General features: G+C 70.9%; 14 protein-coding genes and 1 tRNA gene. 2 read left to right on the top strand and 13 right to left on the bottom strand.

The features are described from left to right. Positions 1-3: 3 nt before the first annotated feature. The 3 genes from AC1PLR_RS06840 to tpiA all read right to left on the bottom strand — a co-directional run bounded on the left by AC1PLR_RS06840 (position 4) and on the right by tpiA (position 1,388). Positions 4-88 (bottom strand) — tRNA-Leu (locus tag AC1PLR_RS06840). 50 nt (positions 89-138) lie between these two features. Then, positions 139-564, bottom strand: coding sequence for a preprotein translocase subunit SecG (gene secG / locus AC1PLR_RS06835; RefSeq protein ID WP_010343004.1), 426 nt, complete (start codon positions 562-564; stop codon positions 139-141). Positions 565-626: 62 nt separating this feature from the next. Beyond that, positions 627-1,388 (bottom strand): triose-phosphate isomerase, encoded by a 762-nt coding sequence (gene tpiA, locus AC1PLR_RS06830; RefSeq protein ID WP_481098610.1) that lies wholly within the window; start codon positions 1,386-1,388, stop codon positions 627-629. Positions 1,389-1,500: 112 nt separating this feature from the next. Here tpiA and AC1PLR_RS06825 point away from each other — a divergent pair, with 112 nt between their 5' ends. After that, positions 1,501-2,310 carry an SDR family NAD(P)-dependent oxidoreductase gene (locus tag AC1PLR_RS06825; protein WP_420007449.1) on the top strand — a complete coding sequence of 270 codons (810 nt, stop codon included), beginning with the start codon at positions 1,501-1,503 and terminating at the stop codon, positions 2,308-2,310. A gap of 97 nt (positions 2,311-2,407) precedes the next feature. Here the strand turns inward: AC1PLR_RS06825 and AC1PLR_RS06820 are convergent, their stop codons facing one another. From AC1PLR_RS06820 to trpB, 6 genes are all read right to left on the bottom strand, one after another. Beyond that, on the bottom strand, positions 2,408-3,346 hold the full coding sequence (locus AC1PLR_RS06820; protein WP_152239671.1) for an isopenicillin N synthase family dioxygenase: 939 nt from the start codon (positions 3,344-3,346) through the stop codon (positions 2,408-2,410). Positions 3,347-3,463: 117 nt separating this feature from the next. Next, the gene (glmM, locus tag AC1PLR_RS06815; protein WP_017915479.1) at positions 3,464-4,807 is read right to left on the bottom strand and encodes a phosphoglucosamine mutase; all 1,344 of its coding nucleotides are present in this window, start codon (positions 4,805-4,807) and stop codon (positions 3,464-3,466) included. Between the two features lie 145 nt (positions 4,808-4,952). Further along, a complete protein-coding gene (accD, locus tag AC1PLR_RS06810) occupies positions 4,953-5,843 on the bottom strand; it encodes an acetyl-CoA carboxylase, carboxyltransferase subunit beta (RefSeq protein ID WP_010342997.1) in 891 nt (296 codons plus the stop codon). Positions 5,844-6,178: 335 nt separating this feature from the next. Continuing rightward, positions 6,179-6,994: a tryptophan synthase subunit alpha gene (gene trpA / locus AC1PLR_RS06805; RefSeq protein ID WP_481103073.1), complete on the bottom strand. Its 816-nt coding sequence runs from the start codon at positions 6,992-6,994 to the stop codon at positions 6,179-6,181. Further along, positions 6,991-7,491 (bottom strand): hypothetical protein, encoded by a 501-nt coding sequence (locus tag AC1PLR_RS06800; RefSeq protein WP_420007453.1) that lies wholly within the window; start codon positions 7,489-7,491, stop codon positions 6,991-6,993. The genes trpA and AC1PLR_RS06800 overlap by 4 nt, the downstream gene beginning before the upstream one ends. Beyond that, a complete protein-coding gene (trpB, locus tag AC1PLR_RS06795) occupies positions 7,488-8,705 on the bottom strand; it encodes a tryptophan synthase subunit beta (protein WP_481103072.1) in 1,218 nt (405 codons plus the stop codon). Before trpB ends, AC1PLR_RS06800 begins: the two co-directional genes overlap by 4 nt. A gap of 97 nt (positions 8,706-8,802) precedes the next feature. Between trpB and AC1PLR_RS06790 the strand changes: the two genes are divergently transcribed. Then, on the top strand, positions 8,803-9,696 hold the full coding sequence (locus AC1PLR_RS06790; RefSeq protein ID WP_481103071.1) for a LysR family transcriptional regulator: 894 nt from the start codon (positions 8,803-8,805) through the stop codon (positions 9,694-9,696). Positions 9,697-9,730: 34 nt separating this feature from the next. Here the strand turns inward: AC1PLR_RS06790 and AC1PLR_RS06785 are convergent, their stop codons facing one another. The 4 genes from AC1PLR_RS06785 to AC1PLR_RS06770 all read right to left on the bottom strand — a co-directional run bounded on the left by AC1PLR_RS06785 (position 9,731) and on the right by AC1PLR_RS06770 (position 14,912). Then, entirely contained in the window at positions 9,731-10,393 is a 663-nt protein-coding gene (locus AC1PLR_RS06785) for a phosphoribosylanthranilate isomerase (protein WP_019801754.1), read from the bottom strand. Next, on the bottom strand, positions 10,390-11,163 hold the full coding sequence (gene truA, locus AC1PLR_RS06780) for a tRNA pseudouridine(38-40) synthase TruA (RefSeq protein ID WP_152180901.1): 774 nt from the start codon (positions 11,161-11,163) through the stop codon (positions 10,390-10,392). Before truA ends, AC1PLR_RS06785 begins: the two co-directional genes overlap by 4 nt. Before the next feature lie 217 nt (positions 11,164-11,380). Next, entirely contained in the window at positions 11,381-13,462 is a 2,082-nt protein-coding gene (locus AC1PLR_RS06775) for a motility hub landmark protein FimV (RefSeq protein ID WP_481103070.1), read from the bottom strand. A 424-nt stretch (positions 13,463-13,886) separates the two neighbouring features. Beyond that, positions 13,887-14,912, bottom strand: coding sequence for an aspartate-semialdehyde dehydrogenase (locus tag AC1PLR_RS06770; protein ID WP_420007458.1), 1,026 nt, complete (start codon positions 14,910-14,912; stop codon positions 13,887-13,889). Positions 14,913-14,934: the final 22 nt, after the last annotated feature.

Genomic DNA, 14,934 nt, shown 5'->3' with positions numbered 1-14,934 from the left:
CAATGGTGCCCAAGAGGGGACTCGAACCCCTACGACCTAAGTCGCTACCACCTCAAGGTAGTGCGTCTACCAATTCCGCCACCTGGGCTTGCGTAAAACCGCGCGGCAATCCCGCCGCGCAGCATATTGTAACCGCCTTCAGTCTTTCTGCGACGGGGCAGGCGACTTTTCTTGCGCTTTTTCCGGCGCCTGCTGGGCGGCCGGGGCGGCGGCGGGCGCAGCCGGGGTCGCCGACGGCGCCTGCGGCACCTGCAGCTCGCCGGCCGGCGCGGCCGGAGCCGGGGTGGCGGACTGCGACATCACACCCAGATTGGCATCGGCCGGACGCGCGCTGTGGCCGGCGTACCAGGCCATGAACAGGCTGATGGCGAAGAACACCACCGCCAGCCACTTGGTCGACTTGGACAGGAAGTTGGACGCGCCACGCGATCCGAACACGGTGCCGGACGCGCCCGCGCCGAACCCGGAACCCGCCGCCGCACCGGCGCCGCGCTGCATCAGGATCAGCGCGATCATCGCGATCGCCACCAGCACGTAGACCACATTGAGGATGACCATCAGCATTTCGAAATCCGTCCGGACAGTACGACTTGGGGGACGAGCGGCCGCCACCGGCAGCCGTTCGCTCAACAGGTGGCCGCCGCTCGCACGATGGCCAGGAATTCCGCGGCGACCAGCGAGGCGCCGCCCACCAGCCCGCCATCGACATCCGGCTGCGCGAACAGCTCGGCGGCGTTGTCGGGCTTGACGCTGCCGCCATACAGGATCGGCAACGAATCCGCGATTCTAGCATCGCGCGCCGCCACTTCGCCACGGATGAACGCGTGCACCGCCTGCGCCTGCGCCGGGCTGGCGGTGCGGCCGGTGCCGATCGCCCAGACCGGCTCGTAGGCCACCACCGCGCGGGCGAAGCCGTCGGCGCCGACTAGGTCCAGCACCGGCGCCAGCTGCGCGGCGATCACCGCCTCGGTCCGCCCGGCCTCGCGCTGCTCCAGGGTCTCGCCCACGCACAGGATCGGGACCAGCCCGGCGTGCAGGGCGGCGGCGAACTTGCGCGCGACCAGCTCGCTGCTCTCCTGGTGGTACTGGCGCCGCTCCGAATGCCCGACCAGGCCATAGTCGGCGCCCACGTCGACCAGCATCGCCGCGGACACCTCGCCGGTGTAGGCGCCCTTCTCGTTGCTGCTGACGTCCTGCGCGCCGAAGCGCAGCAGCCGGTCCTCGAAATGCTCGATCAGGTCGCCCAGGTACGGTAGCGGCGGCAGGATCACCACCTCCACGTCGTGATCGGCTTCGTGCAGCCCGGTGACGATCTCCCGCACCAGGTCGGCGGCGAAGTGGCGGGTTCCATGCAATTTCCAGTTTCCGGCTACGATCTTGCGTCGCATCGGCGCATCTCCGGCGAAAAAGTGCCGAGAGGATAGCCGATGCGCCGCCAAGGGCCGGCATCGTCCCTGCCGTTCCACATTCCCCCGCCCCGCTCCACGCGCAGAGACCGCCATGACCCAGCTTCCCGGCTACGCCCTGATCACCGGCGCCTCCAGCGGCATCGGCCGCGAGATCGCCCGCGAGTACGCCCGCCGCGGCGTGCCGCTGATCCTGAGCGCGCGCCGCGAGGCACAGCTGCAGGCGCTGGCCGCCGAACTGCGGCCGCAGGTGCCGGTGGAGGTGCTGGTCGCCGACCTGGCCGATCCGGCCGCGCCGGCCGCGCTGGTAGCCGAGATCGAACGGCGCGGGCTGGCGGTGCGGATCCTGGTCAACAACGCCGGCTACGGCGTGCCCGGCCGCTACATCGCCCAGGACTGGGCAGTGCACGCGGCGTTCCTGCAGGTGATGGTCGGCGCGGTCTGCGAACTGACCTGGCGGCTGCTGCCGGCGCTGCGCGCCAGCGGCCACGGCCGCATTCTCAACGTCGCCTCGTTCGCCGCCCTGGTGCCCGGCGCCGACGGCCACACCCTGTACGCGGCGGCGAAGAGTTTCATGCTGCGCTTCAGCGAATCGTTGGCGCTGGAGAACGCCGACCGCGGCGTCGGCGTCTGCGCGCTATGCCCAGGCTTCACCTGGTCCGAGTTCCACGACGTCACCGGCACACGCGAACAGATGGACGCCCTGCCGCGCTGGATCTGGCTGCAGACCGCGGCCGTGGCCCGCGCCGGCATCGACGGCGCCGAACGCGGCAAGGTACGGGTGGTCCCCGGCGCGGTCTACCGCGCCCTGCTCGGCCTCACGGCGCTGCTGCCCAATGCCTTGCTGCTGCGGATGATGGGCCGGGGCTCGGGACGGATTAGAGATACCGGGATTGGGGATTAGGGATTGGGGATTCGTAAAAGCGGGATTCTGCGCGGGGTGACAGATCACGGGCATGCCGCTTTTGCCAATCCCCAATCCCCACTCCCGAATCCCCGCCTCACTTCAACTTGATCTCCCGCAACCGCTCCTCCAGATACCCCTGCGCGGTGATCGGCTCGGGATAGCGGCTGGGGTTGTCGGCGCTCACGCAGGACGGCAGCACGTCGATCACGAAGTCCGGGTTCGGGTGCAGGAAGAACGGCACCGAGTAGCGCGGCTGGCGCGCCTGCTCGCCCGGGGGGTTGACCACGCGGTGGGTAGTCGAGGGGTACACGTGGTTGGTCAGGCGCTGCAGCATGTCGCCGATGTTGACCACGATGGTGTCGGCGTCGGAGGTGAACGGCACCCACTCGCCCTGCTTGGACTTCACTTCCAGGCCGGCGGCGCTGGCGCCGACCAGCAGGGTGATCAGGTTGATGTCCTCGTGGGCGCCGGCGCGCACGTTGGGGATGTCGTCGGCGGTGATCGGCGGGTAGTGGATCGGGCGCAGGATCGAGTTGCCCGAATCGGTCTTGTCGACGAAGTAGTGCTCGGGCAGGCCGATGTGCAGGGCCAGCGCCGACAGCACGCGCGCGCCGAGCTGGTCCAGCGCCTGGTATAGGCCGTAGCCGTGGGCGCGGAAGCCGGGCACTTCGCTCGGCCACAGGTTCGGCGGCATCACCGCGCGGTATGGGGAGTCGTCGGAAATCTCGCGACCGATGTGCCAGAACTCCTTCAGATCGAAATGCTTGGAGTCCTTGGCGGTCTCCACGCCGAAGGCGGTGTAGCCGCGCGCGCCGCCGCTGCCGGGCAGGTGGTACTTGCGCTTGGTCTCCTCGGGCAGGGCGAAGAACGCCTTGAACACGTCGTAGGCCGCGTCGATCTGCGCCTGGGCGATGCCGTGGTTGCGGATGCCGGCGAAGCCCCACTCGCGGTAGGCCGCGCCCAGCTCGGCGACGAAGGCCTCGCGGTCGGTGTCGAAACGGGTGATGTCGAGGGTGGGAATGCGCGCAGTCATGGCAGGAACCGTCATCTCGTGAGAGGAAGCAAACGCCGCGCTCAGCGCAGCAGGCGATACAGCAGGTAGAACGTGATCGCCTTGGCGACGATCACGAAGAGGGCAATGGCGATCGACTCACGCCGCGTCACGGACCGCCTCGGCCAGGGCGTCGAGGGTCTGCCGCATCAATGCGGCATCGTCGGCCTCGACCGTGACCCGCACCACCGGTTCGGTGCCGGAGGCGCGCAGGAAGGCGCGCCCGCGCCCCTGCACCGCCGCCTGCGCCGCGGCCAGCGCGGCCTTCACGGTATCTGCCTCGAGCGGGCGCACGCCCGGCTGCAGGCGCACGTTGACCGTCTGCTGCGGCACCTTCTGCAGGCCGGCCAGCGCCTGGCGCAGGGTCTGCCGCGAGCGCTTGAGCACTTCCAGCACCTGCAGCGCGCTGACGATGGCGTCGCCGGTGGTGGCGCGGTCCAGGCACAGCATGTGCCCGGAGGCCTCGCCGCCGAGCACCCCGCCCTGTTCGACCAGCGCCTGGTGCACGTAGCGGTCGCCGACCTTGGCGCGCAGGAACGGCACCTGCAACGCGGCCAGCGCCCGCTCCAGGCCGTAGTTGGTCATCAGCGTGCCGACCACCGGGCCGTGCAGGCGGCCACTGGCCTGCCAGCCGCAAGCCAGCACGTACAGCAGGCCATCGCCGTCCACCGGGTTGCCCTGGTCGTCGGCCATCAGCACGCGGTCGCCGTCGCCGTCGAAGGCGATGCCCAGGTGCGCACCGTGCTCGCGCACGTTGGCGGCGAGGTTGTCGATGTGCATCGAGCCGACGCCGGCGTTGATGTTGAGCCCATCCGGCGCGGCGCCGATCGCGATCACCTCCGCGCCCAGTTCGCGGAACAGCAGCGGCGCGATGTGGTAGGTCGCGCCGTGCGCGCAATCCAGCACCAGCTTTAGCCCGCGCAGGTCGAAGCCGCGCGGCACGCTGGCCTTGCAGAACTCGATGTAGCGGCCGATCGCCTCGCGCGCGCGCATCGCCTTGCCCAGCCGCTCGGACTCGACGGTGGCGAACGGCGCGTCCAGCGCGGCCTCGATCGCCTGCTCGGTGGCGTCGTCGAGCTTCTCGCCGTGCGCGGAGAAGAACTTGATGCCGTTGTCGTAGTGCGGGTTGTGCGAGGCGCTGATGACGATGCCGGCGTCGGCGCCGAGGGTGCGGGTGAGGAACGCCACCGCCGGGGTCGGCATCGGCCCGAGCAGTTGCACGTTGGCGCCGGCCGCGACCAGCCCGGCCTCCAGCGCCGACTCGAACATGTAGCCGGAGATGCGCGTGTCCTTGCCGATCACCACGGTCGGCCGCGCGGTGCCGCCGGCGACCAGCACGCGGCCCAGCGCATTGCCCAGGCGCATCACGAAATCGGCGGAAATCGCCCCCTGCCCGACCCGGCCACGGATGCCGTCGGTGCCGAAGTATTTGCGTTGGCTCATTGGAACGGGATTCGGGATTCGGAATTCGGGATTCGGGAAACGCCGGAGGCAGACGGGGATCGCCAGACGTACGCGCCTTCCACGCAATGCATGCGCCGCGCAGTAGCGCGCATCCCGAATCCCGAATCCCGAATCCCGGCGCTGGTCACGCCAGCGCCTCGCTCTTCGCCGGGGCCGGCTGCCGCATCATCAACGCCAGCAGTTCGGAGAGACGATCGCGCAGTTCGCGGCGGTCGCAGATCTGGTCGATGGCGCCGTGTTCGAGCAGGAATTCCGAACGCTGGAAGCCTTCCGGCAGGGTCTCGCGCACGGTCTGCTCGATCACGCGCGGGCCGGCGAAGCCGATCAGCGCGTACGGCTCGGCGATGTTGATGTCGCCGAGCATGGCGAAGCTGGCCGAGACGCCGCCGGTGGTGGGATGGGTCAGCACCGACACGTACGGCAGGCCGGCCTCGCGCAGGCGGCCGAGCGCGGCCGAGGTCTTGGCCATCTGCATCAGCGAGAACAGGCCTTCCTGCATGCGCGCGCCGCCGCTGGCGGAGAAGCACACGAACGGCGCGCCGATCTTCAGCGCGGTCTCCGCGGCCAGCGCGAACCGCTCGCCGACCACCGAGCCCATCGAACCACCCATGAAGGCGAAATCGAACGAGGCCGCGACCAGCGGCTGGCCCTTGAGCAGGCCCTGCATCGCCACCAGCGCGTCGTATTCGCCGGTGCTCTTCTGCGAGGCCTTGATGCGCTCGCCGTACTTCTTCTGGTCCTTGAACTTGAGCGCGTCGGTCGGGCCCAGGCGCGCGCCGATCTCGGTCGGCGCGGTGTCGGCGTCGAACAGCGCGGCCAGGCGCGCGCGCGCGCGGATCGCCATGTGGTGGCCGCACTTCGGGCACACCTCCAGGTTCTCCTCCAGCTCCGGCCGGTACAGCACGGCGCTGCAGTTGGGGCACTTCTCCCACAAGCCTTCGGGAACGCTGCGCTTCTTGCTGGGCGTGCTGTCGGTGCGAATGCCCGAAGGCATCAATTTGCTGAGCCAACTCATGCGATGTGACGATCCATTGGGCGGCCGCGAGAGCCGCAGAGGGGCGACAGTCTAACTCGGTCCCCCGCTGGCCTGCAGACGGTGGCGCATGGAGCGGCCGGGCCGGCCGGTAACGCGCGGCCGCCGCCAGGACGCCTGCTGCGGCCGCGCAGCGCGGGACGCGCGGCATCGCCCCCGCGGTCCCGCATCGCCAACCCTCAAGCGGGGCCGCGATGGCGCGTGTCGTCCGACCAGCAATGCATGTACCGCATGCTCCACACGCACCGCATTTGCGGCAGTGCGGCAAACGCGAACGCCCGCGCAATGCGGGCGTTCGCAAACACACTGGGCGTGGCTCAGCCCACGTCCAGCGCCTGCCGCAGCGGCACCAGGAACGCCAGGGCTGCCTCGCGCGCGGCCTGCGGGCTGCCGGCCTCGGACAGCGCCGCGACCAGTGCGCTGCCGACCACCACGCCGTCGGCATCGGCGGCCATGGCCTTGGCGCTGGCGGCGTCCTTGATGCCGAAGCCGGCCACCACCGGCACCGGGCAGCGCGCGCGCAGCTGGCGCAGGCGATCGCTGGCGGCGCGGGTATCCAGCCGGTCGGCGCCGGTGACGCCGGCGAAGCTGACGTAGTACAGGTAGCCGCGCGCCGCCTCGCACAACAGATCGATGCGCGTGTCGCTGGTGGTCGGCGAGGCCAGCACGATCAGGTCCAGGCCGGCGTCGGCGAAGACCGTCAGCGTCTCGGCCGACTCCTCCGGCGGCAGATCGACCAGCAGCACGCCGTCCACGCCGGCCGCCACCGCCTCCTCGGCAAAGCGCGCGGTGCCGTGGATCTCCACCGGGTTGAGGTAGCCCATCAGCACCAACGGCGTGGTGGCGTCGTCGCGACGGAACGCACTGACCGTCTCCAGCACGTAACGCAGGCCGGCGCCACGCGCCAGTGCGCGCTCGGAGCTGCGCTGGATGGTCGGGCCATCGGCCATCGGGTCGGAGAACGGCACGCCCAGCTCGATCACGTCGGCACCGGCTTCGACCAGCGCATGCATCGCCGGCACGGTCGCCTCCAGCGATGGATCGCCGGCGGTGAGAAAGGGGATCAGGGCCTTGCGGCCGCTCTGGCGCAACGCGGCGAAACGCGCGGCGAGGCGTCCTGCGGCGGCGCTCACGAGCAGCCCTCGACCAGTTGCACAGCGTCCCAGCTTCCCCAGTACATCGTTCTCACAGTGCCTTCTCCGGTTTCGTATCGCACGGCGAGCCCGCGTTGCGGGTCGCGCCAAGTCAGGTAATGGGCATCGGTCCCACCGTAATGATGCGGCTCGACGCTGGCGCCGGCGGGGAGGCGCGCACTGGCGCTCGCCTCGCTGTCGCCGATGCGGATGCCGAACGGGCCCACCGGCCCTATCTCGGTCACCTCGAAGCGGGCGATGCGGCCGTCCAGCACCATCATCGCCACGTCCTTGGGCAACTGCCCGGCATGCACGTAGTCGCAGTCGACGCCAGCCTCGCCGCGCTCATAGTCCCAGCGCGCACGTGGCGCCAGTTCGGCGAAGACCTGGCCGACGCGCAGCGTGCCCACCCGGTCGAGTGCCGCCGCGGTCTCGCCTGCCGGCGCCACGGCGGCGGCCAGGACCAAGGCGGCGCCGAGCAGCGCCGCCGCGCTCACAGCGTCAGCCCCTCGCGCGCAGCGATGGTGTGCACGTCCTTGTCGCCGCGGCCGGACAGGTTGCACATCACCAGCGCGTCCTTGGGCAGTTCGCGCGCCAGCTTGATCGACTGCGCCACCGCGTGACTGGACTCCAACGCGGCGAGGATGCCCTCGGTATGCGCCAGCAGATGGAACGCGGCCAGCGCTTCGTCGTCGGTGATGCCCTGGTAGACCGCGCGGCCGCTGTCGGCCAGGAACGCGTGCTCCGGGCCCACGCCCGGGTAATCCAGGCCGGCGGACACCGAGTGGGTCTCGACGATCTGCCCGTCGTCGTCGCAGATCACGTAGGTGCGGTTGCCGTGCAGCACGCCGGGACGCCCGGCGGCGATCGAGGCGGCATGGCGGCCGCTGCCGATGCCGTCGCCGGCGGCCTCGGCGCCGTAGATCTTCACCGAGGCGTCGTTGAGGAAGGCATGGAACAGGCCGATGGCGTTGCTGCCGCCGCCGACGCAGGCGCTGATCGCATCCGGCAGGCGGCCGTAGTCGCGCAGCATCTGCTCGCGCGCCTCGCGGCCGACGATGGCGTTGAAGTCGCGCACCATGCGCGGGTACGGATCGGGGCCGGCGACAGTGCCGATGATGTAGAAGGTGTCCTGCACGTTGGTCACCCAGTCGCGCATCGCCTCGTTGAGCGCGTCCTTGAGCGTGGCCGAACCGGAATGCACCGGCACCACCGTGGCGCCGAGCAGCTTCATCCGGTAGACGTTGATCTTCTGCCGCTCGATATCGGTGGCGCCCATGTACACCACGCACTCCAGGCCCAGCCGCGCGGCCACGGTGGCGCTGGCCACGCCGTGCTGGCCGGCGCCGGTCTCGGCGATGATGCGGGTCTTGCCCATGCGGCTGGCCAGCAGCGCCTGGCCGATGGTGTTGTTGATCTTGTGCGCGCCGGTGTGGTTCAGGTCCTCGCGCTTGAGCAGGATCTGCGCGCCGCCGACTTCGCGGCTCAGCCGCTCGGCGTGGTAGATCGGACTGGGCCGGCCGACGTAATGGGTCAGGTCCTTGTCGTAGGCGGCGATGAAGGCCGGATCCTGGCGCGCGGCGTCATAGGCGGCGGCCAGCTCCTGCAGCGGGCCGATCAGGGTCTCGGCGACGAAACGGCCGCCGTAGCGGCCGAAGTGGCCGGCGGCGTCGGGATAGGCGTGGAAGTCGCTGACGGGAACAGAGGACATGGCGCAACCGGGGGCAACAGGACAGGCCTGCACTTTAGCGCACACGTCGGCGCACAAAAACCGATAAAGTCTGACGCGATCCGTCAGGAAAACTCACATGACCAGCCTGCGCCGCCTGCCCTCGCTCAACGCTCTGCGCGCGTTCGAGGCCGCCGCGCGGCTGCGCAGCGTCGGCGCCGCGGCGGCGGAACTGCACGTGACCCATGGCGCGGTCAGCCGCCAGGTGCGGCTGCTGGAACAGGAACTGGGGTTGCCGCTGCTGCAGCGCGACGGCCGCGGCATCCGCCCGACCGCGGCCGGCACGCGCCTGTGCGAGGCGGCCGGCGCAGCGTTTGCGCAATTGCACGAGGCGGTAGCAGAACTGCGCCGCCCCGCGCGCCCGGCCGCGCTGGTGCTGGGCTGCCCCGGCAGCATCCTCGCCCGCTGGATGATCCCGCGGCTGCAGGTGCTGCAGCGGGACCTGCCGGCGCTGACCCTGCACCTGTCCGCGCACGAAGGCGACTTCGCCGCCGACCTGGACGGCCTGGACGCGGCGCTGCTGCTGGGCCAGGCGCCGTGGCCGGCGGACTGGCAGGTCCGCGTGCTGGCGCCGGAGCGGATCGGCCCGGTGCTCAGCCCCGCCCTGCCGCAGGCCCCGGCCCTGGCCACGGCCGCGCCGGCGGCGCTGCAAGGACTGCCGCTGCTGCATACGGTGTCGCGCCCACAGGCCTGGCCGGCCTGGGCCGAGGCGCAGGGGCTGGCGCCAGCGCAGTTGCGCTACGGCACCGGCTTCGAACATCTGTACTACCTGCTGGAGGCGGCGCTGGCCGGGATCGGCGTGGCGATCGCGCCGCAACCGCTGGTCGCCGACGACCTGGCCAATGGCCGCCTGCTGGCGCCGTGGGGCTTCGTCGACACCGGCGGGCAATGGGCGCTGTGCACGCGCCGCGATGTCCAGGATTCCCGGGTCGACGCGCTGGCGCAGTGGCTGACGCAGGAACTGCAGCGCTGACCGAGGCGACGCCGGCACTGGCGCCGCGTCGCGCTCAGCAGTTGGTGTTCAACTCGTGGCAGTCGGCGCGGCGCACTTCCTCGACGAACTTGCGCATCTTGTGGCCATCTTTGATGCCAGGCTGGCTCTCGATGCCGCTGGACACGTCCACGCCCCACGGCAGGGTGCCGATGATCGCGTCGAACACGTTGTCGCCATTGATGCCGCCGGCGAGCAGGAACGGCCGGTGTAGGCCGGTCGGCAGCCGCGACCAGTCGAAGGTCTTGCCCGAGCCGCCGCTTTCGCCGGGGGCGTGGCTGTCGAACAGGAAGCCGGCGGCGTTGGGGAACTGCAGCTGCAGGGTGCGCGCGTTGATCTCGCCGCCCCCCATCGGCACCGCCTTCAGATATGGCAGGTTGAAGCTGCGGCAAAAGCCGTCGTCCTCGTCGCCGTGGAACTGCAGCAGGGTCGGACGCACCGTGCGCAACACCTCGCGCACCTCGTCCTTGGGGTTGTCGCGGAACAGCGCCACCACGTCCACCATCGGCGCGGCGGCCTGGCGCATGGCCCGCGCCTCGGCCGGCGCCACCCGCCGCGGGCTGCCATGGGCGAACACGAACCCGATCGAGTCCACGCCCAACTCGCCTGCCAGGCGGATGTCGCCGGCGCGGGTCATGCCGCAGAACTTGATGCGGGTGCGATACAGCGTGCGATTCATAGCGTGACCTCGTCCGGAAGCGTCCAATGGGCGGGATAGAGGGGACCGACGAACACCAGGCCCTGCGGCGGCGCCGTCGGACCGGCGACGCGGCGGTCGCGTCCCGCGAGCAGTTCGCCAATCCAGGACACCGGCTTTTCGCCCGTTCCCACCATGACAAGGGAACCAACGATATTGCGCACCATGTGATGAAGGAATGCATTGGCCTGGACCTGGATCTCGACCAGTTCGCCACTGCGGGTCACCGCGATCGACTGCAGCTCGCGGCGCGCGTGCAGCGCCTGGCACTGCACGCTGCGGAAGGCGCTGAAGTCCTGCTCGCCCAGCAGCGCCTGTGCCGCCGCGTGCATGGCCTCGGCCTGCAGCGGCCGCCGCTCCCAGCTCAGGGTCTGCCGGTATAGCGCCGGGCGCACCTGGCGGTTGAGCAGGCGGTAGCGGTAGCGCCGTGCGCGGGCCGAGAAGCGCGCATGGAAGTCGTCGGCCACCGGCACGCACCAGCGCACGCACACCGAGGGCGGCAGCCGCGCGGTGGCACCCAGCATCCAGCCGCGCGCCGGGCGCGGCGCGTCGCAATCGAAATGCACCACCTGGCACTCGCCGTGGACGCCGGCATCGGTGCGGCCGGCGCAGACCACGCTCACCGGGGCGTCGGCCACCGACGACAGCGCCGCCTGCAGCGTCGCCTGCACGCTGGGGCCGCCGCTCTCGCCGAGTTGCTGCCAGCCCTGGAACTCGCTGCCGTCGTACTCCACGCCTAGCGCGTAGCGCATGGCGACCTCCGTTGCAATGCGGCATCGGCGTCGGCGCGCGCTGCGGTCGACGCGTGCATGGGCGTGCGCAGTGCGCCTGCAATGCCGCCGCACTGCATCTGCCAGCCCGGGAACGCGCCTTCGGTGCTCGCCCGCCGCCCGGGGACACGCTGCCGCAGGGCCGTCCCGCTCCAGGCCGGACGGCCGCGGCGAGCGCGCCGCGCGCCGCCTGCCGCCATCAGTCCAGCCGCCCCAGCAATTGCAGCGCCTCGGCGCGCGCGGCCGGGTCGCCGCTGGCCGCGACCTCGGTCAACAGGGTGCGCGCGGTCTCGTTGTCGCCCAGATCCATGTACGCCACCGCCAGTTCCAGGCGCTCGCGGCCCGCCGGTGGATACGGCGACGGTGCTTCGGCCGGTGCCGGTGCAGGCGCAGCAGGCTGGTGCCAGGTCGGCTCCTGCCGGCCGCCGCCAGCATCGCTGCCGGCACGGGCGTCGCTGGTCGGCACTGCGACCACCGGCGACGGCGGCCGCCAGGCCGCCTCGGCCGCGAACTCGGCGGCCGGGGCGACCTCCGGATGGGCGTCGGACACGTCGGCGGAATGGACGTCGTCGTTGTCCGCGGACAGCGGCGCATCGGCCGGCGCCTGGCGCAGCGACTGCTGCGCCAGCACGCGCTCGAAGGCGGCGTCGTCGAGCGCGGCGTGGCGATCGGCGTGATCGGCGGCAGCGTGGTCGAGATGGTCGGTGCGCTCCCAGTCCTCCAGCGCCTCGTGGTCGCGGGCGACCGCCTCCTCCTCGGCCAGCGGCTCGGCCGGTTCCAGCGGCGGCAGTTCCGGCGCATCGACATCGCGGTGCGCGACCACCGGCACCGCGGCGCTCGCCGCCAGCGCCGCGTCGTCGTCGCGCGGCAACGGCGGCAGCGGCGAGGGCTTGCGTCGGCGCGACAGCAGCCAGGCACCGACACCCAGCACCAGCAGGCTCAGCCCGCCCCACAGCCACAGCGGGAACCCGTCATTGGCCGGCGCTTGCGCGGGCGCGGCCGCTGGCGCCGCCTTCCCGGCCTGGGCCAGGCGCTTCTGCGCCGCGGCCAGATCACTGTCCTTCAGCGCGATCAGTTGCTGCTGCTGGGCCTTGAGCTTTTCGAGCTGCTCCACCCGCGAGCGCAATTCCTGGACCTCGGCATCGCGTGCCGCGAGGTCTTCGCGCGCCTGCTGCAATTGTTGGGTCGCCACCATGTCTCCTTCGTCGCCGGCACCGGTGCCGGACTTGGTTCCCGCCTCGCGGCGCGTCGCCGGCACCGCCGGCGCGATTTCCAGGCGCGCGCCGGACGCCGCTGCCGGCGCTGCGGCGGCCGGCTTGGGTGCGGCCTGCGCCGTCGCCGCATCCTGCTGCGCCTGGGCCGGCTGCGGCACCGGCGCGCGCGCCTGGCGCCATTGCGCCGCCTGCTCGCGCACCACTGCCTCGGCTGCGGCGGCATCCAGGCTGGCCAGGTCCTCCTCGCGCGGGGTGCGCAGTACCGCGCCCTGCTTGAGCAGGTTGAGATTGCCGCGGATGAAGGCGTCCGGATTGGCGCGCAGCAACGCGACCATGGTCTGGTCCAGCGAATGGCCGTTGCCGCGCGCCAGTTGCCCGGCGATCTGCGACAGGGTCTGCCCGGCGCGCACCGGCGCCAGCGCATCGCCGGGCGCGGCCGCGGGGGCCGGCGCCGGACGCGGCGCAGCGGCGGGCCTGGCGCTCGGCGCCGCCGGCGTGGCGGCGGCGGCAGGCGCTGGCGCCGCGGTGGACGTTTCGCGGGCGATGCGGTCGGACGGCTGCGCGGCGGCCGGCGCATCGATCGCCGGCGCGTCGATCGCCGCAGCGGTATTCGGTGCGTCGATCAGCGCGGAATATTCGCGAATCAGCCGGCCCTGGCCCCAATCGACCTCGATCAGGAAGCTCAGCGACGGCACGTCGACCGGCATGCGGCTGCTGACCTGGATCACCGCGCGGCCCTTGCGGGTCTGGGTGAAACGGAACTGCAGATCGCTGACCAGGCCCTGCGGGCGTTCCAGCCCGACCCGCGCGAAGGTCGCCGGCGAGGCCAGCGCCACCCGCGCCCGCTCCAGTTCGCCCGGCTCGTTGGAGATCACCGGGATCTCGGCCAGGAACGGCTCGCCCGGCTTGGACAGCACGCGGATATCGCCCAGGCCCAGCGCCAGCGCGGCCTGGCTGCAAGCCAGCAAAAGCAGCGCCGCGGCGGCGCGACAGACATGGCGCAGCCCGCGCGCCGCGGACACCGCAGCGTCGCTGCGGCGATGGAACACACGTGGTTGTAGGCGCATCCCGCCCCTGCCCCTTAGAGTCATGTCCATCAATATATATGAAGCGGGGAGTGGGGATTTGGGATTGGGGATTCGTTGCGGGCATTGCAGCGGCGGGGCGTGCGCTCGCGGGTACGCGAGCGGCTTGCGGGATCAGTGACCGACAAGTACTGCAACGCCCCTTGTCCTGTAGGAGCGGCTTCAGCCGCGACGGTTTTCCCGGGAACGCTGCGTCGCGGCTGAAGCCGCTCCTACGGGGTGCGCCGCTCATCATCGCCCGCAGGGGCTGTCTTCGCAGCACGACGCGGACGTCGGACACGACAACGGCCAGGGCATGCGCCACTGGCCGTTGCGTGGTTGCCTGGAGATACCGCGCTCCGCAGCGCCGAAACGGCGCTGCGCGGCTCTTACGAATCCCCAATCCCGACTCCCGAATCCCGGCCCCTCAGCCCTCCTGGGCGACCAGCTCGGCCAACTGCACCGCATTGAGCGCAGCGCCCTTGCGGATGTTGTCGGCCACCACCCACAGGTTGAGGCCGCGCGGGTGCGAGAAGTCCTCGCGGATGCGGCCGACGAACACCGGATCCTTGCCGGAGGCATGGGTGACCGGGGTCGGATAGCCGCCGGCCTTGTGCTCGTCGACCACTTCCACGCCGGGCGCCTGACCCAGCAGGGCGCGCGCCTGCTCGACGGTGATCTTGCGCTTGGTCTCGATGTTGACCGCCTCCGAGTGCCCGAAGAACACCGGCACGCGCACCGCGGTGGGGTTCACCAGGATGCTGCTGTCCTCGAGGATCTTCTGCGTTTCCCACACCAGCTTCATCTCTTCCTTGGTGTAGCCGTTGGGCTGGAAGTCGTCGATGTGCGGGATCAGGTTGAAGGCGATCTGCGCCTGGAACTTCTGCGGCTCGATGTCCTGGAACGCCAGCAGCTGCGCGGTCTGCTTGCCCAGTTCCTCCATGCCCGAGCGGCCGGCGCCGGACACCGACTGGTAGGTGGCCACGTTGATGCGCTCGATGCCGTATTCCTTGTGGATCGGCGCCAGCACCGGCATCAGCTGCATGGTCGAGCAATTGGGATTGGCGACGATGCCGCGCGGGCGGTGCTTCAACGCGTGCGGATTGACCTCCGACACCACCAGCGGCACGTCGTCGTCGTAGCGGAAGGTCGAGGAGTTGTCGATCACCACCGCGCCGGCCGCGGCGAACTTCGGCGCGTATTCCTTGGAAATGCCGCCGCCGGCGGAGAACAGCGCGATGTCCACGCCGCTCGGATCGAAGGTCGCCAGGTCGAGCACGGTGACCTTCTGGCCCTTGAACTCGACCTGGCCGCCGGCCGAGCGCTCGGAGGCCAGCGGGTACAGCGTGGCGACGGGGAAATCGCGCTCGGCGAGGATGCTCAGCATGGTTTCGCCGACGGCACCGGTGGCGCCGACGACGGCGACGTTGAAACGACGGGTTGCATTGCTCATGGAAGATTCGATCCGCAGAAAA

It is taken from the genome of Xanthomonas sp. NCPPB 3570 (genome assembly GCF_056725115.1).
The sequence above is the reverse complement of the archived record's forward strand: the minus strand, read 5'-3'. Positions and strand labels throughout refer to the sequence as shown.